The organism is Vibrio tasmaniensis (genome assembly GCF_024347635.1).
GTDB lineage: Bacteria > Pseudomonadota > Gammaproteobacteria > Enterobacterales > Vibrionaceae > Vibrio > Vibrio tasmaniensis.
Window position 1 is genome coordinate 2,669,909 of record NZ_AP025510.1, and the last position, 19,791, is coordinate 2,689,699.

16 protein-coding genes are annotated in these 19,791 nt (G+C 43.9%); 4 read left to right on the forward strand and 12 right to left on the reverse strand.

Going from position 1 to position 19,791, the window contains the following annotated elements; translation table 11 throughout:
- Positions 1-615: 615 nt before the first annotated feature.
- The 6 genes from vpsR to xerD form a co-directional block, all read right to left on the reverse strand.
- Positions 616-1,950, reverse strand: coding sequence for a cyclic-di-GMP-binding transcriptional regulator VpsR (vpsR, locus tag OCV44_RS11965; RefSeq protein WP_139683862.1), 1,335 nt, complete (start codon positions 1,948-1,950; stop codon positions 616-618).
- 277 nt (positions 1,951-2,227) lie between these two features.
- On the reverse strand, positions 2,228-3,760 hold the full coding sequence (gene lysS / locus OCV44_RS11970) for a lysine--tRNA ligase (protein ID WP_009848430.1): 1,533 nt from the start codon (positions 3,758-3,760) through the stop codon (positions 2,228-2,230).
- Positions 3,761-3,858: 98 nt separating this feature from the next.
- Positions 3,859-4,957, reverse strand: a protein-coding gene (gene prfB, locus OCV44_RS11975; RefSeq protein WP_100208942.1) for a peptide chain release factor 2 whose coding sequence is annotated in 2 segments (ribosomal slippage) — positions 3,859-4,881 and positions 4,883-4,957 — 1,098 coding nt in all. Because the reading frame shifts where the segments join, the coding sequence is not laid out codon by codon here.
- 251 nt (positions 4,958-5,208) lie between these two features.
- Positions 5,209-6,945: a single-stranded-DNA-specific exonuclease RecJ gene (gene recJ, locus OCV44_RS11980; protein ID WP_139683861.1), complete on the reverse strand. Its 1,737-nt coding sequence runs from the start codon at positions 6,943-6,945 to the stop codon at positions 5,209-5,211.
- A gap of 78 nt (positions 6,946-7,023) precedes the next feature.
- Positions 7,024-7,803, reverse strand: coding sequence for a thioredoxin fold domain-containing protein (locus OCV44_RS11985; protein WP_139683860.1), 780 nt, complete (start codon positions 7,801-7,803; stop codon positions 7,024-7,026).
- 26 nt (positions 7,804-7,829) lie between these two features.
- The gene (gene xerD, locus OCV44_RS11990; protein ID WP_139683859.1) at positions 7,830-8,744 is read right to left on the reverse strand and encodes a site-specific tyrosine recombinase XerD; all 915 of its coding nucleotides are present in this window, start codon (positions 8,742-8,744) and stop codon (positions 7,830-7,832) included.
- A gap of 150 nt (positions 8,745-8,894) precedes the next feature.
- On the opposite strand from xerD, the gene fldB reads away from it, so the two are divergent.
- Positions 8,895-9,416 carry a flavodoxin FldB gene (gene fldB, locus OCV44_RS11995; protein ID WP_139683858.1) on the forward strand — a complete coding sequence of 174 codons (522 nt, stop codon included), beginning with the start codon at positions 8,895-8,897 and terminating at the stop codon, positions 9,414-9,416.
- A gap of 147 nt (positions 9,417-9,563) precedes the next feature.
- Here fldB and brnQ read toward each other — a convergent pair whose 3' ends face one another.
- Entirely contained in the window at positions 9,564-10,877 is a 1,314-nt protein-coding gene (gene brnQ, locus OCV44_RS12000) for a branched-chain amino acid transport system II carrier protein (RefSeq protein ID WP_065680310.1), read from the reverse strand.
- Positions 10,878-11,190: 313 nt separating this feature from the next.
- On the opposite strand from brnQ, the gene OCV44_RS12005 reads away from it, so the two are divergent.
- Together OCV44_RS12005 and srmB are read left to right on the forward strand one after the other, a co-directional pair.
- On the forward strand, positions 11,191-11,919 hold the full coding sequence (locus OCV44_RS12005; RefSeq protein ID WP_139683857.1) for a tRNA1(Val) (adenine(37)-N6)-methyltransferase: 729 nt from the start codon (positions 11,191-11,193) through the stop codon (positions 11,917-11,919).
- 107 nt (positions 11,920-12,026) lie between these two features.
- Positions 12,027-13,292 (forward strand): ATP-dependent RNA helicase SrmB, encoded by a 1,266-nt coding sequence (gene srmB / locus OCV44_RS12010; RefSeq protein ID WP_009848422.1) that lies wholly within the window; start codon positions 12,027-12,029, stop codon positions 13,290-13,292.
- A gap of 178 nt (positions 13,293-13,470) precedes the next feature.
- On the opposite strand, the gene yaaA is transcribed toward srmB, so the two are convergent.
- On the reverse strand, positions 13,471-14,247 hold the full coding sequence (gene yaaA, locus OCV44_RS12015) for a peroxide stress protein YaaA (protein ID WP_139683856.1): 777 nt from the start codon (positions 14,245-14,247) through the stop codon (positions 13,471-13,473).
- A 191-nt stretch (positions 14,248-14,438) separates the two neighbouring features.
- Positions 14,439-15,869 carry an alanine/glycine:cation symporter family protein gene (locus OCV44_RS12020; protein ID WP_009848420.1) on the reverse strand — a complete coding sequence of 477 codons (1,431 nt, stop codon included), beginning with the start codon at positions 15,867-15,869 and terminating at the stop codon, positions 14,439-14,441.
- A 711-nt stretch (positions 15,870-16,580) separates the two neighbouring features.
- Between OCV44_RS12020 and OCV44_RS12025 the strand changes: the two genes are divergently transcribed.
- Complete coding sequence (locus tag OCV44_RS12025; RefSeq protein WP_009848419.1) at positions 16,581-16,769, forward strand: DUF3545 family protein; 189 nt, start codon at positions 16,581-16,583, stop codon at positions 16,767-16,769.
- 150 nt (positions 16,770-16,919) lie between these two features.
- Here the strand turns inward: OCV44_RS12025 and OCV44_RS12030 are convergent, their stop codons facing one another.
- The 3 genes from OCV44_RS12030 to nfo all read right to left on the reverse strand — a co-directional run bounded on the left by OCV44_RS12030 (position 16,920) and on the right by nfo (position 19,568).
- Positions 16,920-17,471, reverse strand: a complete 552-nt coding sequence (locus OCV44_RS12030) for a hemerythrin domain-containing protein (protein ID WP_139683855.1) — start codon at positions 17,469-17,471, stop codon at positions 16,920-16,922.
- 86 nt (positions 17,472-17,557) lie between these two features.
- Entirely contained in the window at positions 17,558-18,238 is a 681-nt protein-coding gene (gene ung, locus OCV44_RS12035) for a uracil-DNA glycosylase (RefSeq protein WP_139683854.1), read from the reverse strand.
- Positions 18,239-18,659: 421 nt separating this feature from the next.
- Positions 18,660-19,568 carry a deoxyribonuclease IV gene (nfo, locus tag OCV44_RS12040; protein ID WP_139683853.1) on the reverse strand — a complete coding sequence of 303 codons (909 nt, stop codon included), beginning with the start codon at positions 19,566-19,568 and terminating at the stop codon, positions 18,660-18,662.
- Between the last annotated feature and the right edge of the window lie 223 nt (positions 19,569-19,791).

Sequence of the window (19,791 nt, forward strand, 5' to 3'; positions counted from 1 at the left end):
TTATCTTGGGTGTTTCGATCGGCCATGGCTGATGTTTGTGACATATCAGTCACCAGGTCAGTACACGGATCAAACGACGCGCAAATATGCTGTATAAAATCGAAATGTTTCATTTACGCCTCCAAACTAACTAAAAAATCCAAAAAGAAATAAGATAATAAAAGCAGACAAGTATTTGTTAAACTGCTGCTTTCACGGTTAAATTCTAACCAAGTGAGTATATTATTCAACCGCTAATTGATTAACAATTTCAAAACAAATTATTCACCCGAAATATTAGTTGCATATCACTTTACATATAACATATTCACTATGATTATATAAAATCACAGCATATCTATCTTAGGGCTCTCTCTATAATACCAATCACAGTAAGTAAGTGATCAAACATAGCGTAGGAAAAAAGCTTGAGAACAAGGCAGAATTTTTTGATAAGTAGTTATTCTACAATCAAAAATTCTAACGAAGTTATCGAGGTTTTTAACAAGCTAGGGTGACCAGTTATTTACTACGATTGGTATAATACAGCGGACTATCCTTCAGAAACAAAAAAGCCACGTATGATACGTGGCCCTTAAATTTACAGTGACTGAATAAAGTCATGTAGAAAAGAGTCTAAACAACGCCTTCAGAGATAAGACCATGTTTATTAAGTAAGCGGTACATAGTTGCACGCGAAACTCCAAGCTCCTTAGCGGCCAAAGATACTTGACCACCATGAGATTCCAACACAATGAGTAAGGCATCTCGCTCTGAACGTTCACGGATACTTTTCAGACTGCGGCGTTCATCATTCTGTTTTGGTAAATCCAGCTGGTGATCCTCAATGATCACGGCATCTGACATCAACACGACGCGTTTGGTCTGATTCATCAATTCACGAACATTGCCAGGCCAATGGTAGCGATTCATCGATCGAATAGCATCGTCTGAAAAGCTCTTAGCTTGTGCATTAAACTCTTTCGAGTACTCACGCAGAAAATGATTCGCCAGTACTGATATATCACTTACACGCTCTTTCAAGCTAGGAACATGGATACGCAGAACATTGATGTAATGATAAAGCTCTTCATTGAAGTCGCCCTCGATCAATGCCTTTTCGATATCAGAAGAGTTAGCTGCCAAAATGCGAACATCAACAGACTTAGCTCCCTTCGAGGTTTCAACTTTTCCCTCTTGTAAAAAGCGTAAAAGATTCAATTGTTGATTACGTGGCATCGCAAGGACATCGTTAAGTAAGATGGTTCCACCATCAGCTTCTTCCAACATACAAGGTGCAGCACCAAGCTGAGCTGAAATGCCGAAGACTTCAGACTCAATTCTCATCTCAGACAGAGCTCGGCAGTTGACCGTTAAAAATGGCTTTTGCGCGCGCGAAGAGTTTTGATGAATGGAACGTGCAATCGTCTCTTTTCCTGTCCCGCTCTCACCGTAAATCAAGATACTGACATCCGTGGGTCCAATACGCTTTACTTGGTCTCTCAAGCGCTTCACCGCTACAGAATCGCCTAGTAGGCCCATATTGTTGTTAATACCGTAGTTTGGCCATACTTTCTGCTCAAGTTTGAGCATACCCAGTTGATGACCAATGGTACTCAATAGCTGAGCATCAGGGATTGGTGCCGTGAAAAAGTCGATACAGAAGTTAACGATAAATTGGCAGATGGTATCTGAGCTCAATTGCGATTCACGGATAAAAGCAAGCCATCTAACTTGCTTGTTATTGCTCACGAGGTTAGCGATACCATTAAGGCTAAACTCATCATGACTAAGATCCACAATGCCAATGCATGGGCCAATGTCAGCAATCAAGGCATCGGCTTTTCGTAAATCAGCACACTGGGTGCATTGCCAACCCACTTGCTCTAACACTGATAACCAGGGTTCGTACGCACCACCAACGACGATAAGAGAACCTGGCAAGGAATCCATCTTAAATTGAGTTCCCATCCTTCTTCCTTATTCTATTTTTATTTCTATTTCAATCAGGCTAATACGAGTAAAACGAATCATACGGGTACAAAGTGCCACAAGATCGTATTCAGATCCGATACGTATAGTAATGAGACTATCTTAGATTTTTTGTCTCAATGGTAAGACTATGTCATAAATAATCATTTTTCGAATCAAGAGTGTGGTACGAGCTAGGTTTTGACGCTAAAAACAGAAAAAGCCACCCGAAGGTGGCTTTCAAATTAGATGGGCTGTCACACCCCATAAGCGAGAACTACGCTTGTGGGCGCATTGCCGGGAACAAGATCACGTCACGAATTGTGTGCGTGTTTGTAAATAGCATTGCTAGGCGATCGATACCGATACCTTGACCCGCTGTTGGCGGAAGACCATGCTCTAGTGCAGTAATGTAGTCTGCATCGTAGTACATCGCTTCGTCATCACCCGCGTCTTTTGCATTAACTTGTGCTTTGAAACGCTCGTCTTGGTCTTGTGCATCGTTAAGCTCAGAGAAACCGTTCGCAACTTCACGGCCACCGATGAAGAACTCAAAGCGGTCGGTGAAGAATGGGTTGCTGTCGCTACGACGAGCCAGTGGAGAGATGTCCGCTGGGTAACCCGTGATGAACGTTGGCTGAATTAGCTGAGGCTCAGCCGTTTCACCAAAGATCTCTTCAAGAAGCTGACCACATGTCCAGAATTTCTCAACGTACAGACCCACTTCTTCTGCAATTTTAACCATCAATTCTCTGTTCTGAAGATCATCTTCAGTCAGAGCTTGAATATTTGCATTTTCAGGTGTGTAGTGTTTGATTGCATCGAACATGCTCATGCGAGCGTAAGTGCCACCGAACTCAACGGTTTCGTCACCGTAAGGCATAGAAGTCGAACCAAGAACGTCCATCGCAGCTGTGCTTAGCATCTCTTCCGTTAGATCCATTAGATCTTTGTAGTCAGAGTACGCTTGGTAGAATTCCATCATTGTGAATTCTGGGTTGTGACGTGGAGAAAGACCTTCGTTACGGAAGTTACGGTTGATCTCGAATACACGGTCAAAACCACCAACTACTAGACGCTTAAGGTAAAGCTCAGGTGCAACACGTAGGTACATGTCGATGTCTAGTGCATTGTGATGAGTGATGAATGGACGTGCTGTTGCACCGCCAGGGATCACGTGCATCATCGGCGTTTCAACTTCTAGGTAGCCTTTTGAGCTCATGAAGTTACGGATTGAAGACACAAGTTTAGAACGCACGATGAATGTGTTACGAGAGTCTTCATTCACGATTAGATCAACGTAACGCTGACGGTAACGCATCTCTTGGTCAGTTAGGCCGTGGAACTTCTCTGGTAGAGGACGAAGTGCTTTGGTTAGCAATTCAAACTCTTCCATGTTCACGTAAAGGTCACCTTTACCTGATTTATGAAGTGCACCTTTAACACCGATGATGTCACCGATATCTAGGCCTTGGTACTTCTCTTTCAGTACTTTTTGTACGTCTTTCGCTGCGTATGCTTGGATACGACCAGAAGTTTCTTGAATCGCAAGGAATGGACCACGCTTCGCCATAATACGACCAGCGATCGCAACGATGTGGTTAAGCTCTTCTAGCTCTTCCTTAGTCTTCTCACCGAATTCCGCTTGAAGGTCGCCAGCTAGGTGCTCACGACGGAAGTCATTTGGGTGACCGTTAGCTTTGCAGTTTTGGCGGATGTGATCCAGCTTACTGCGGCGCTCAGCGATTAGTTTGTTCTCTTCAGGTGAAGAAGCTTCTTGTGCGTTTTCGTTTTGAACAGCATCAGTCATTAGAGATGTACCCTGCTTTTATAATTTGGACAGCTATATTTTTTCAAATATAGGCATTTTTACCAATATTATTGGTAAAGCTTAATAGTTGATAAAGCTTACAGACCTGATTTCAGGCTAGCTTCAATAAACTTGTCTAAGTCACCGTCAAGAACCGCTTGAGTGTTACGGTTTTCGATGCCGGTGCGCAAATCTTTGATACGAGAATCATCCAGTACGTAAGAGCGGATTTGACTGCCCCAACCTATGTCTGATTTCGTTTCTTCGCTCGCTTGTTTTTCAGCATTTTGCTTTTGAATCTCAAGTTCAAAAAGCTTAGCACGTAGCTGCTTCATCGCTTGATCTTTGTTCTTATGCTGCGAACGGTCATTCTGACACTGAACCACAGTGTTAGTCGGAACGTGAGTAATACGTACCGCCGATTCCGTGGTGTTTACGTGCTGACCACCAGCGCCAGAGGCACGGTATACGTCAATACGTAGGTCAGAAGGATTAATGTCGATCGTTATGTTGTCATCAATCTCAGGATAGATAAACGCAGAAGCAAATGAAGTATGACGACGACCACTTGAATCAAATGGTGACTTACGAACTAGACGGTGAACACCAGTCTCTGTACGTAACCAACCGTAAGCGTACTCACCAGAGATACGTACCGTTGCGCCTTTAAGGCCAGCAACATCACCATCAGACACTTCGATAACTTCAGTCTTGAAGCCTTTCGAATCTGCCCAACGTAAGTACATGCGTAACATCATTGAAGTCCAGTCTTGAGCTTCTGTACCGCCCGAGCCTGACTGCAGATCGATGTAGCAATCTGATGCATCGTGATCACCAGAGAACATACGACGGAATTCCAGCTTCTCTAGCTTAGCTTCAAGCTCGGCCAGTTCTGGTTCAATCTCATCGAACGTTTCTTGATCTTCTTCTTCAACCGCAAGCTCTAATAGGCCATCAACATCCTCAACACCTTGGTCAAGTTGGTCGATTGTTTCTACTACCGCTTCCAATGCAGAACGTTCTTTACCTAGCGCTTGAGCACGCTCAGGTTCGTTCCATACATCCGGTTGTTCTAATTCTGCGTTTACTTCTTCTAGACGCTCTTTCTTAGCGTCATAGTCAAAGATACCCCCTCAGGATATTTGTGCGCTCAGACACATCCTGCAGACGGTTTTTTATAGGATTGATTTCAAACATTTTAGCTCATTATTTATGAGTAGAATTTAACCGGAGAATTGTACTCAAAAGTGTGACGGAGATACAGAATTTTTTAGAGTGCTGCACCAAGATTCAATAACTTAATCGGATATAAAATTGACGGGCAGAAAAAACACGTAAAATTTGTAAGGGAAGGAAGGGAAACAAGCCCTGTTTTTGAACAGAGCTTGTTGGGTTTGCCACTAAATGATGAACCTCACTCAGTGAACGATAACGCTATTTGGCTTCAACTATTTCGCTTCAATATGGTCAACCATCAACTGCAGCGATTGGTTGCCACGAAACTCGTTAATATCAAGCTTAAACGCAAGATGTACCGTTTTCACTGAGGCATCAGGCCAGCGGCGTAGGTCAACATTAAAGGCAATACCATCAATCATCACATTGGTCGCGTGGCCTTTGTACAGCGGCTCAAGCATTAACTTTAGGTGCTTTTCACCCACTAACTTTTGATGCAGAACTTTAAATTCACCATCAAAGATGGGCTCTGGGAAAGCTTGTCCCCACGGACCACCTGAACGCAACGTTTCAGCGGTGTGCATAGAAAATTCTTCTGGTAATAGCTCACCATCAGACAAAATAATGCCCTTCAGTGCCGTCTCGCCGAGCTCTTTGCGCACAACGTCATCAAATAGCTTACTGAATCGCTCGAAGTCTTTTTCCATAATGGTTAAGCCGGCTGCCATTGCGTGACCACCAAACTTCAAGATCAGGCCAGGGTTTTGAGTGTCGATTCTGTCTAGTGCATCGCGCATGTGCAAACCTGGAATCGAACGACATGACCCCTTAATGCTACCTTCACCACCATCAGCAAATGCGATCACTGGGCGGTGATATTTGTCTTTGATACGCGAAGCCAAGATACCAATTACGCCTTGGTGCCAATCACGTTGAAACAGCGCCAAACCGGAAGGCAAATCATCTTTACCAAATTCAAGGCGCTCACAAAAAGCCATCGCTTCTTGTTTCATGCCCTCTTCGATCTCTTTACGTGTTTGGTTCAAGCCATCTAACTCGCTGGCCATTCGACGCGCGGCATGGATGTTATTGCTCATTAGTAGTTCAACACCAAAAGACATATCATCCAACCGACCTGCCGCATTGATACGTGGGCCGAGTGCAAAACCAAAATCAGATGCCACCAAACGCTTAGCGTCTCGCTTGGCAATTTCAATCAAGGCTTGAATACCCGGACGCGCTTTGCCTGCACGAATACGCTGTAAACCTTGGTGGACCAAGATTCGGTTATTTTCATCAAGTGGAACCACATCCGCGACAGTACCCAGTGCCACTAGGTCAATCAGTTCCATCAACTTGGGTTCTGTCATGCCGCGCTCTACAAACCAGTTCAATTTGCGCATATGAACACACAACGCCATCATCAGGTAAAACGCAACACCAACGCCGGCTAGCGCTTTTGACGGAAATGCGCAGCTTTCTAGGTTGGGATTGACCATTGCATCTGCAATCGGTAATTCAGAACCAGGCAAGTGATGATCAGTAACCAGTACATCAAGGCCTTTCTCTTTAGCGAAGCGAACACCGTCAATGGAAGAAACACCGTTGTCGACCGTCATGATCACTTCAGCACCGAGTTCGATAGCCTGCTCGACAACCTCAGGGCTCAAGCCATAACCATCTTCAAAACGGTTGGGAACCAGATAATCAACATTAGAGCTGCCCAACATTCGCAGAGCAAGCACAGACAAGGCCGAACTGGTCGCGCCATCGGCATCGAAATCACCAACAATGATGATGCGTTTTTGCTGCTGGATGGCTTTGAACAACAATTCAACCGCAGCATCAATACCGCCCAGTTTTTGATAAGAGTGCAAGCCTTTCGCTGCTGTCTCTAGTTGGTCAGCACTGTCGATCCCGCGACTCACATAAATACGCTTTAACAAGTCAGGTAAATGAGCAGGTAATACTGAAGTGTCGACCTCAGGACGGCGTTGGATCTCTATCATATAAAAATGGGCCCGATATCAATCAGGCCACTCCTTAAATCAAAAACAGGGGAATGAATAGGTAATCAAAAATGAAAATTACTGCTCTAAACGCTGAATAAGTTGCGCTGGCGGTAAGTAACCACTTACCAACTCACCACTTGCTAGTACGATAGCAGGTGTACCATTGATGCCAAGCTCACGACCGAGTTGGTATTGTTTAGCGATGATCTGCTTCTGCTCTGCTAGGTCTTTACCAGACGCTGGCATTTGACGATTGACTTTAGCATCATGCATAGCTGTTTTTGGATCATCAGACGCCCAGATCGCTGCCATTTGATCGGCAACTTTTCCGGTTGCGCCTTGACGTGGATAAGCCATGTAACGAACAGTAATACCCAAGTCGTTGTAGCCCTGCATTTGACTGTGTAGACGAACACAGTAACCACACGTAATGTCAGTAAATACCGTCACTACGTACTTTTCGTTCTCGGCTTTATATTCGATAACCGTATCCGACAGTGCCGCGACTTTTTCAGCATTAAGCGGAGCTTGACGCTCGGCCAATACGTCGCTGAACTTGCCGTTGTCATCCAACGAGTAAAGAGTACCCGCGAGGAAGTGATCGCCCTCTGGAGATGAAAATATAATGCCGCTGTTGGTTTGAACTTCTAAAAGACCATTGATGTCTGAAGGGACAATTTTATCGACTTTAATACCGATTTTTTCAAAACGCTTAGTTAACGCTGCAGTATCAATAGCTTGAGCTGGAGCAGCTTCTACGGCTGTTGATGTATGTTCTACTTTCGCTTCTGATGCATTACATGCAGTAATCATGAGAGGAAGCGCTAATAGAGGAAGACGGCGTAATACGCTCATTAAGTTCACCTTAAAAATAAATGGATTTAAGCACGTGGGTGATGCTGCGCGTGAATTTGCTTCAGCCTTTCAGTTGCCACGTGAGTATAAATTTGGGTAGTCGATAAGTCACTATGTCCAAGCAACATCTGTACGACCCTGAGATCGGCACCATAGTTCAGTAAATGAGTGGCAAAAGCATGTCTCAATACGTGTGGTGACAATAGGTCAGTGTCGATACCAGCAATAACCGAGTAATGCTTAATACGATACCAGAACGTTTGACGAGTCATTTGCTTAGCGCGTTTACTCGGAAAAACCACATCTGAGCTGTTATCACCGAGTAATTGTGGGCGACCTTGTTCAATAAAAGTCTCTATCCAATCGACGGCGTTTTCGCCCATTGGTACCAAGCGCTCTTTGCCACCTTTACCAATAACACGCACCACGCCCTGTCTTAGGCTGATGTTTTCCATGGTCAAACTGACGAGTTCCGTAACACGCAAGCCGGTTGCATAGAGTAACTCAAGCATCGCCTTATCGCGAAGCTCAATGGGATCGTTTGGATCTGGCGCTTCAAGCAGCGAATCCACTTGCTCTTCACTCAAATCTTTTGGCAAGCGCTTTGGCAGTTTAGGGCTGATCAACAATGCACTAGGATCGTCGGCTCTTACTTTCTCGCGGTGTAGATATTGGAACAAGCGACGAATCGCCGACAACATACGAGCACGAGAAGTCTGTTTAAAATCGGCGTCAGCTAACCAACCTTGATAATCCTGTAGCCCTGAAAGACTAATAAAATCGAGGCGGTAATTGTTCTTTTCCATCCACGCTAGAAGCTTAGATAGGTCGGTACGGTACGAGACAAGCGTATTTTCCGATAACCCTCGCTCCATCCACATAGCATCTAAAAACTGTTCGACTAGACCGTGGTCTGCGCTCTGCCCTTGAGGCGACTGCATAGTGTTACTCACAATATTGGAAACTGTTTTGAGAGTATGCCAGAGCAAATATGAATGCCATAAAAATTACGACTTGAGCGGATAATCGCTGCAATCGAAGTCGATTTATGGTTAGAATTCGCCATCTCAAATTAAAATTGAACGTTTGCTATGAAAATTGGATTATTTTACGGCTCAACTACCTGCTACACAGAAATGGCAGCAGAGAAAATTCGCGGCATTATTGGTGAAGACCTAGTTGATATCCATAACGTGAAAGAAACCCCTCTTTCATTGATGGCGGACTACGATCTTTTACTGCTCGGTATCTCAACTTGGGACTTCGGTGAAATCCAAGAAGATTGGAATGAACTGTGGGAAGACATTGCAACCACGCCAATGAAAGGCAAAGTTGTTGCGCTGTTTGGTTTAGGTGACCAAGAAGGCTACGGCGAGTGGTTCTTAGATGCGATGGGATTATTGCATGATGAGCTGAAAATCGCTGGTGCTGAATTTGTCGGCTTCTGGCCAAACGATGACAGCTACGAGTTCGAAGCGTCTAAAGCACTAACCGAAGACCAATCACAATTCGTTGGGTTAGCTCTTGATGAAGATTCACAGTACGAACTCAGCGACGAACGCATCGCAACTTGGGTTGAACAAGTACTGGTTGAGTACAGCGAAAAGCTATAAGTTCTGCTTCCTTAGAGTTCAGAACTAAGAACTAAGAGCTTCAGGCAGAAAAAACATCATCGATTAGATACAAAAAGGCCTCATTACTGCGAAGTAATGAGGCCTTTTCTATGTCATATCGAGTGACTATTTAATCTCAACGGAAGATTAAACCGTCTCTTCAGCCATCTCTTGTTCTGTTGATTTACCAACGAAGAACATACAGATGATTGCGGCAGTCGTTGGAAGCAACCAACCCATACCGATTTCGAACAATGGCAGCATGTTCATTGCAGATACATCCATACCCGCCACTTTAGCACCATCGATAAGAGCAAACAGTAGAGACACTAATACAACTACGCGGTAAGCCGCTTTTGGATTAGGGAAACGGCTGCGCAAGAATGTTAGTGCGACCAATGCGATTGCTACTGGGTAAAGAGCAAACAGTACAGGAACAGACAGAGAAATTAGCTGAGAAAGGCCAACGTTCGCTACGGTTGCACAAGCTACACCGTTGATGATAACCCAGGTCTTGTAAGACAGAGGTGTTAGCGAGCTGAAGTAATCAGAACATGCTGACACAAGGCCAATCGCCGTCGTTAGACATGCTAGCAATACGATAACTGAAAGTACTAGCTGACCTGATGGGCCAAATAGTGATTGAACGTATAGGCTTAAGATAGCACCGCCATTATCTGCACCCGCTGCAACTGTCGCGCTTGTTGCGCCCAGGAAGAACAGAGAGATATAAACAAACGCTAGACCCGCTGCGGCAATACAACCCGCACTGATTAGGTACTTAGTTGTTGCTGCGCGGTCAGTCACGCCTTTACTGCGAATCGCGTCAACAATCAGCATGCCAAACATCAAAGCAGCAAACGTATCCATGGTGTTGTAGCCTTCAAGGAAACCTTTGGTCAGTGGCTGAGTGATGTACTCACCGTGAGCCGCAAGGACATCACCTTGTGGGTTAATGAAAACAGCAACGGCAAGTACAACCAAACCAACGAATAGTGCAGGCGTAAGTACCTTACCAATCACGTCAATAAGCTTACCTTGCGACCATGAGAAGAACATCGCTACAACAAAAAATGCAATCGAAAAGAGAGTTAGATGAACTTGAGTCGCATCAATGAAGAACGGCTTCACCGCCATCTCATAAGCAACAAGACCGGTACGCGGTGCCGCAAATGCAGGACCAATGATGATGAAGATCAACACGGCCATGATGGTAGCAGCTTGCTTTGGAAGATCTTTCGTTAGGTGACCCCAAGAGCCCCCCGCCACTGCAACTGCGACGATAGTGATTAACGGCAGACCAACGGCGGTCAGCAGGAAACCAGACATCGCTGGAAGAAAGTGATCACCAGCCAATTGACCAGCAAGAGGTGGGAAGATGATGTTACCCGCCCCTAAGAAAAACGCAAAAAGCATAAAGCCCAATGCCATTATATCTGTTAGTTTTAGACTCTGTTTCACAGATAATCCTTAATTATATTTATGAATTTATGTTGTGTTTACATGAATGTTACAGCTGATAGCTGCCAATCAATCTTTAAAATAGTCGCGCATAATGACGAAACACTCGGCTAGCTGCAAGTCACCGTAAAAAAACACCATATAAATTTGCATATATAAACAAAAAGCAGTGAATTAAACTAAATATAAGCATATGAGCATAATTATCAACTAACAATTATTAACAACAATAGACGAACAATTAGAATATTAATTTACACAAATAGTTAACATTAGAGCTAATCACTTAAAAATCTCGATAATCAGAATATTCATGAAAGATAAAACGATAAAGACTAAAAGCTTCAATTTTAAGAGGTTCTCTATATTCGGAGGACAGAGCGGCATGCCGGTTAGCACCGATGGCGTGTTACTTGGCGCTTGGGCGAACCTTGCTCATAAAAAAGCCATACTCGACATTGGCACTGGCACTGGGCTAATAGCCTTAATGGCTGCACAACGTTTTGAAGACACCTTTATCTCAGCTATCGATATTGATCAGCACGCCATTGATGCAGCAACAGTCAATATTAAACAGTCGCCATGGCAAGATCGCATCTCCCTTCATCATGGCTGCGTGTTAACCACAGATTTATCGCAACGATTTGATGCAATAATTTGTAATCCGCCCTACTTCAACTCTGGAGAGCAGGCACAGCAAAGCCAAAGAGCGACCGCCAGACACACCAACAGCTTGGATCACCTTGAGCTTGCTCAGCGTTGTTTCGAGATAACGACGGATGCCGCCACAGCCAGTTTTATCCTGCCGACAACCGAGGGAGAAGGCTTCATCAAGCTTGCCGAGCAATGTGGTTGGTACCTAGCAAAGCGCCTTGATGTGAAAACAACAGACAGAAAACCGGCAATTCGAGTCCTGTTTGAATTATCTAAAGATCCTGTTTGTGAGCAAGATTTGCAGCGTGAATCGCTTACGATCCATCACGATGACGGTTATAGCGAGGCATTTATTGCCCTTACTAAAGATTTTTATCTCAAGATGTAGCAAATACCATGTGATCCTAATCACTAATGCTTCTATAATGTCCGACTACTCTTTTTTATCGTCTGCTTTTTGAGGCAGAAACATTTATTGCTTGTGGAGAAACAACAGTGATCAGAACCTTTGCAGAACTCGATCTAAACCAAGAGCTGCTTAAAGCAATTGACGAAATGGGCTACGAACGTCCAACACAGATACAAGCTGAAGCAATCCCACAAGCGTTAGATGGAAGAGACGTTTTGGCTTCTGCGCCAACAGGTACTGGTAAAACAGCATCATTTGTATTGCCAGCACTGCAATACCTACTGGATTTCCCGCGTAAGAAATCTGGCCCTGCACGTATGCTTATCCTGACGCCAACACGTGAGCTAGCAATGCAGATCACCGAACAAGCACGTGAGCTTGCTAAATACACCAGCCTGAACATCTTTACGATCACGGGCGGTGTGATGTACCAAGAGCACGCAGATATCTTAAGCACGACTCAAGATATCGTCGTCGCAACACCTGGTCGTCTGATGGAATACATTGAAGGCGAGCGTTTTGACTGCCGTGCGATTGAATGGTTAGTTCTCGATGAAGCAGACCGTATGCTAGACATGGGCTTTGGTCCTGTTGTTGACCGTCTGTCTGCAGAGTGTCGCTGGCGTAAACAAACTTTACTGTTCTCAGCAACGCTAGAAGGTAAAGGTATTGAAGGTTTCACTGAAGACCTTCTGAAAAATCCAGCAGAGATCGATGCAAAATCGTCATTGCGTGAACGTAAGAAGATCACTCAATGGTATCACCGCGCCGATTCAGCTAAGCACAAGCTTGATATCCTAAAACATATCATCACAGAGCAAGCTGAACGCAGCATCATCTTCTTGAAGACTCGTGACCGCCTAGGTGACCTACGAGCTCAATTAGAAAGTGCACAGATCCCGTGTGTATGGATCCAAGGTGAAATGCCTCAAGATCGTCGTAACAACGCAATTTCTCGTTTCCGCGATGGTTCTATCAACGTACTGCTGGCAACTGACGTCGCAGCTCGTGGTATCGACCTTCCAGATGTGAGCCACGTTATTAACTACGACATGCCACGTACCGCAGATGTCTACTTACACCGCATCGGCCGTACGGCTCGTGCAGGTAAAAAAGGTAACGCGGTTTCTATCATTGAAGCACACGATCAGCTAATGATTGAACGTGTGGCTCGTTACACTGAAGATGCGATCAAAGAACGCTTCATCGAAGGCATGCGCCCAACGCATAAGAAAGCCGCGGTAACGAAGAAGAAAAAGCCGAAGAAAGAAGACAAGAAAGCGGTAGCGAAGCAAAAAATTGCTAAGAAAAAGAAAATCGCTAAGAAAAAGAAAGCCGTTAAGAACAAGTAATCTAACAGCCTTTCAATGATTCAACAAAAAGCCCCATACAGTTATATCTGCATGGGGCTTTTCTTTGTCTGGTTTATTATTGCCTGGCTTGTTATAAGGCTAAATAACTAAGCCTCTAATTTCAAACTCAAACCGAGAGTAACTCATTAACCAAGAGTGACTAATTAACCAAGAGCTACTAGTTTTGCTCTTCACGCTTGAAGACTAACTCTTTTGCGTTCGACTCTTCTTCAACGAAGTAGTAACCCGCCGTATCAAACTTGGTCAGCGCTTCAACTGAATCGATTTTGTTCTCAATGATGTAGCGAGCCATCATGCCACGCGCTTTCTTGGCGTAAAAGCTAATCACCTTGTACTGGCCATTCTTGCAGTCTTTAAAAACTGGCGTGATGATTTGACCGTCAAGGCTCTTCGGCTTCACCGCTTTAAAGTATTCGTTCGATGCTAGGTTGATCAACACATTGTCGCCTTGAGCATTCAGCGCTTCATTCAGCTTGTCTGTGATGAGATTACCCCAGAACTGGTACAAGTTAGTGCCGCGCTCATTGGCTAAGCGTGTGCCCATCTCTAGGCGGTAAGGCTGCATCAAATCTAATGGCTTCAATAACCCATATAGACCAGAAAGCATGCGCAGGTGATTCTGTGCGTAATCGAAATCATCGTCCGACAGTGTTTCAGCATCTAGGCCTGTGTATACATCGCCTTTAAACGCCAAAATAGCTTGGCGAGCATTCTCTTGGGTAAAGGTCTCGCTCCACTGCTCAAAGCGCGCTACGTTCAACCCAGCAATCTTATCGCTTACCTTCATCAGTGCTGATACATCAGCAGGTGTCAGCTTACGGCACACTTCAATAAGCTCAGCAGAGTGTTCAACAAACTCTGGTTGGCTGAAGCGCTCAGTCGCTAATGGTGATTCGTAATCTAATGTCTTGGCTGGAGAAACGACAACTAACATAACTTTACCCTAATCGGTTATCTAACTGGATGCAGCTAGAGTATAGAAAAAACATCAACTTGTCTTTATGACTCTTCCTATTACTTTGATAGTCAGTTCTAGCTATAACTCGCTTGCAAAGAAAAAGGCTAAGGTCGAAACCTTAGCCTTTCTAATGATTTTAGGATGAGTGATGAATCACTCCAACAAGATTACTTCTTCTTGTTGTTAACCCAAATACCATCTTCCAATTGAGCCTTAAGCTCTGGGAAATCATCCGCATCGAACGTGGGTACTTTACCCGCGTCTAATTGACGGTTGTAGTCTTTCGCTAGCTTAATCACGATACCCGATAGCAAAATAATCGCTACCAAGTTCACAATCGCCATTAAGCCCATCGATACGTCAGCCAGTGCCCATACCGTTGGTAATGTCGCAAGAGAACCAAACATAACCATACCCAGTACAACGATACGGAACAGCACTAGGCCCTTCTTGTTGTTGTGCTCTAGGAAGATAAGGTTCGTTTCCGCGTACGAGTAGTTTGCAATGATTGAAGTGAAAGCGAAGAAGAAAATCGCTACCGCTACAAAAATGCCGCCCCATTCGCCGACTTGTGCTGTTAGTGCACGTTGCGTTAGTTCGATACCCGTTACTTCACCGTGTGGTACATACTCACCAGACATCAGGATGATTGCTACTGTTGCAGAACAGATAACAATCGTGTCCATGAACACGCCTAGCATTTGCACATAACCTTGTGATGCTGGGTGTGGTGGGTAAGGCGTAGCAGAAGCTGCTGCGTTTGGCGCAGAACCCATACCCGCTTCGTTCGAGAACAAACCACGTTTGATACCGTTAATCATCGCTTGTGCGATTGCGTAACCTAGGCCACCCGCTGCTGCTTCTTGCAGACCGAATGCACTCTTGAAGATAAGAGCCAGAACTTCAGGCACTTTCTCAATGTTCATTAGCATTACGTAGATAGCGATAGCTAAGTAAGCCAGTGCCATGATTGGAACAATGATTTCTGCAGTGCGAGCAATCTTACGGATACCACCGAAGATAACGAATGCAGAGATAATTACGATACCAACACCAACGTAGCTACGCTCAAAGTCGAATGCCGTGTTCATTGCGCTTGCAATCGCATTCGCTTGAACCGCGTTGAATACAAGACCGAATGCAATGATTAGGAAGATAGAGAATAGAACCCCCATCCAACGCATACCTAGGCCTTTCTCCATGTAGTATGCAGGGCCGCCGCGGTAGTTACCATCGTTATCACGCGTTTTGTATAGCTGTGCTAGTGTGCTTTCTGCAAACGATGTTGCCATACCTAGCATGGCAATTAGCCACATCCAGAAGATAGCGCCAGGGCCACCAGCGGTTAATGCTACAGCAACACCTGCCATGTTACCCGTACCTACACGAGCAGCGAGACTAGTACAAAGAGCTTGGAAAGAAGAAATACCAGCACTGTCTGCTTTTCGGCTGTTTCTAAGAACAGAGAACATGTGGCCGAAATGGCGGAATTGAATGAAACCTAGTCGTACAGTGAAGTAGATACCCACACCAACAAGTAAGTAAACTAATATAGATCCCCAAAGGAGATCGTTCATCAAATTGATTAAGTCTGTCACGTGAACCTCGTAATTGAGTTTAAGCACCGATCATGCTTCCTAGCCTTCCTCTAGATCACCTATGCCAGTGTCAATAGTTGTGTCGGCATTAGATTTATATTTATTTGCTGCGATCTAGATTGTAAATGTCGCTTCATGCATCCATTTTACGTATCAGTGTATTTTTTGACGGGCGGATAATGCAGCGAGACGACCTAAAAATCAATATGCATATCAATTTATATTAAAATGACATTTCACCAATAATACACTTTTAGTTAACACAATTCTCAACAATAGCGCCTAATAAAAGTCACATTGTCGGGACATAATATCAACAAAAACCAAGGCATCACAAAAACAAAAACGCCATCCCATAAAAGTGACGTCAGCCTAGGTTTTACAAGGTATAGTGAAGATTTGTGTTTTTTCCTAGGGTAATGAGATCCCTATACTACATGGCACAATGCGCACTCAAATGCACTGTAGTCAAAATGCTATCCCATTTGCACAATGAATTAACATTCAATCCCCCCTAATTTAATCGTTTACTTAAGTTTGTTTGCTTGTTTTTTGCACACAAAAATCCACACAATGTGTGAGCATGCATAATAAAACAGAACAAAACCTTCATACATTTGAAACAAATGAGAAACAAATCAAGGTTATTGTGAACCTAAATATGATATTTAATGGTTCGTAAGAACGAGTCCCACGGAAGGAGATATGCTTATGGATAGCTTTCAATTCGATGAATTATCAGAACTAGAAATGCCTCGTACCACTCAAAAAACACGCTCTAAACCACTCAAACGTAAATGGCGTGAGATTGAGGCAATCAATGATCGTAGACAGCTTGAGAAAGAGCTTAGAGAGATGAACCTAGGTCTCGATTTTAGCCTTGACGATATAAAGCTTTAATCAGCACGACAAGAAATCAGATAGCAAAAAGCACCTATATAGGTGCTTTTTTATTTTATGAGGTATTTAATCCGCTCAAAGCGTCATTTGGGAACTAGCCATCTAATATAGAGAGCATCTAAAATAGTCACGCTTCAACATGACAACTGGCTAAACGCACTCTTGTTCATTCTGTCGAACACGATCTGCGAGTTGGCGGTACTCATCAGCAATTGTCTCTCCGAACACAGGATCGCCTTCCGGTTGAAGCCATTGAGACTCCACCTCTTGCCAATCTTTAACAGTGAACGACTCAACAATCATTGGTAACACATGCTTCTCTTCATATTCCATGTGCTTTCGTTGAGCTTTAACAAAAGCTTCAAGCTGATCAATAAACACTTGTTGAGGAACCACTGCATCTTGAAGGATCATATCGACCACACCTAAAAAGTCCGCCGTTTTCTCAGAAAGCAATTGATGTTCCAGTTCCAAGTCTTCAATCACTTGATCACTGCCATATTGCTTAAGGTAGTAACGATAAATAACATCTTCTTTAGGGTGATGCACCTTGTCTGAATGATCCATGAGGTAATGAACCACCTCTGCGATCAGGCTATAGTTTATTTCTCGCTCTTGCTTTAGAAGCTCTAACTTATTGTTGAGTATCGCGAGCAAGCGAGCCATATAGCCATGCTCTCGTCTTATCCTTTCAATCATCATAGCATTGCACTCCATTACACCTACTATTTACAAGTGTATATGAAGATGGCTATTTGTGGTTTGAACCTGCTCAGAAAAACACCAATCTACAGTGCCAGTGGTAATGTCCAATCGATAGGCTGTTGATTAGTAGAAGAGAGTAGCTCGTTAGTCATCGAGAAATGCTGACAACCGAAGAAACCACGACGGGCGGATAATGGCGATGGATGAGGTGCGACCAACACATGATGTTTGTCTGAATCGATCGCTTGGCCTTTCTTCTGAGCATGCGCTCCCCAAAGTAAGAAGATGATCGGTTCAGAACGCTGATTCAACTCAGCAATGATGACATCAGTAAAGGTTTCCCAACCACACTTAGCATGTGAGTGAGCTTTTGCTTCTTCTACGGTTAGTACCGTATTCAACATCAACACCCCTTGCGATGCCCAAGATTCAAGAAAGCCATGACTAGGGATCTCAAAACCCTCTATATCTTGTACAAGCTCTTTGTACATATTACGCAAAGAGGGCGGAATTTTTACGCCAGGTAACACAGAGAATGCTAAGCCATGAGCTTGGTTGGCACCGTGATAAGGGTCTTGCCCTAGGATAACCACGCGCACAGACTCGAAAGGCGTCATATCGAAGGCACTGAACACCTGCTCTTGTGGCGGGTAGATGGTTTTCCCACTATTACGCTGCTGTTCAACAAACGTGAGGACACTCTGAAAGTACGCTTTCTCACGTTCATCATTAATAATGGATTCCCAATTCTTTGGTGCGCTCATCGTTTTACTTCCCAATCATCAAGGTTTCTAGCGGCTTTCGCCAGACAAAAAAATAGCTGTATCGGCTAACTGTCCTAAATAAGGCTCTAGTTATACCTCATACAGCTATCAATAAACATGATGTGTAGGGTTCACTTGTTGATGAATCATAATAATCAGTTCAAGTTGTGTTTATCTCGATTAACCACTTTTTTGCGGTGTACGATAATGGCCGTGGCTATGCACGTGACGGTTTGGTGTCGGTAAACGACTGGCGACAGCTACAGTTGAAGTTGAAGTTGAAGTTGAAGTTGAAGTTTGGGCTTGTGAATACATAAAGGCACCTCCTCTAAGACATCGTGAACTACATATTCACTTTAATACTATGAAAGAAAGGTGCCAATTATTAGAAATAGACGGAAATAAATTTTCCCTTCTATTATTACGCTTCTTCGCACGCTAGCGTTGCTGATCGATGAAACATTCTAAGTTGTTGAATTTCCTCTTTCCAGATCGTCGAATCAATGGTTTCCAAGATAAGAGGAATACCATTAAAGCGAGAATCCGAGGCTATATACTCAAAACAATCCCAGCCAATCTCGCCTTTACCTAAAGAATGGTGTCGATCGACTCGGCTCGCAAACTCAGCTTTTGAATCATTGATGTGCATTGCTCTTAGATAGTGCATGCCGACAATGCGGTCGAACTCTGCAAAAGTATGCTCACACGCTTCTTTTGTTCGTAGGTCGTAACCGGCAGTAAAAGTATGGCAGGTATCTAAACACACGCCGACGCGTGACTTATCTTCTACTTGGTCGATGATCTCTGCTAGGTGCTCAAACTTCCAGCCAAGGTTCGTGCCCTGCCCTGAGGTATTCTCAATCACCGCAATCACATCAGGTACCGCTTGATGAGCCAAGTTGATCGACTCAGCGATCTTGGCCAAACAGTCGCTTTCTGAGATTTTCTTCAAATGACTCCCAGGATGAAAATTCAAAAGCGTGAGTCCTAGTTGATTACAACGCTCCATTTCATCAATAAAAGCCGCACGTGATTTCTCTAGCTTCTCTTCTTCTGGTGCTCCTAGGTTAATAAGGTAGGAATCATGAGGAAGAATGTGTTCAGCACTAAAGCCCAACACTTTGCAATTGGCTTTAAAGGCACTGATGGTTTTGGCTTCTAACGGCTTTGCTGCCCACTGCCTTTGGTTTTTGGTAAACAGTGCGAACGCATTGGCGCCAATCTCACGAGCACGCATTGGCGCCTGATCAACACCGCCCGCAGCAGACACATGAGCACCAATAAGCTTAATATTGGCTTCAGGTTTTGAAGATGAATTATTGTTTGTCATTAAATCACTTTACACTTTCAGGATGCTTAATAAATAAAGGGTCGTATCGCTTTCTGGTCAATAAAAACACAACAAATGTAGTAAATTTACAACAAATACGACTGTTAAATATTTTTTATACTTTAAAATATTTTGTAATTACTTTGTTTTCAAAGGTTTTATTGATTTAACTCAAAGTAATCACCTTGAAAAAATTGAGGTTTTTGGTTGTTTTTTGACTTAA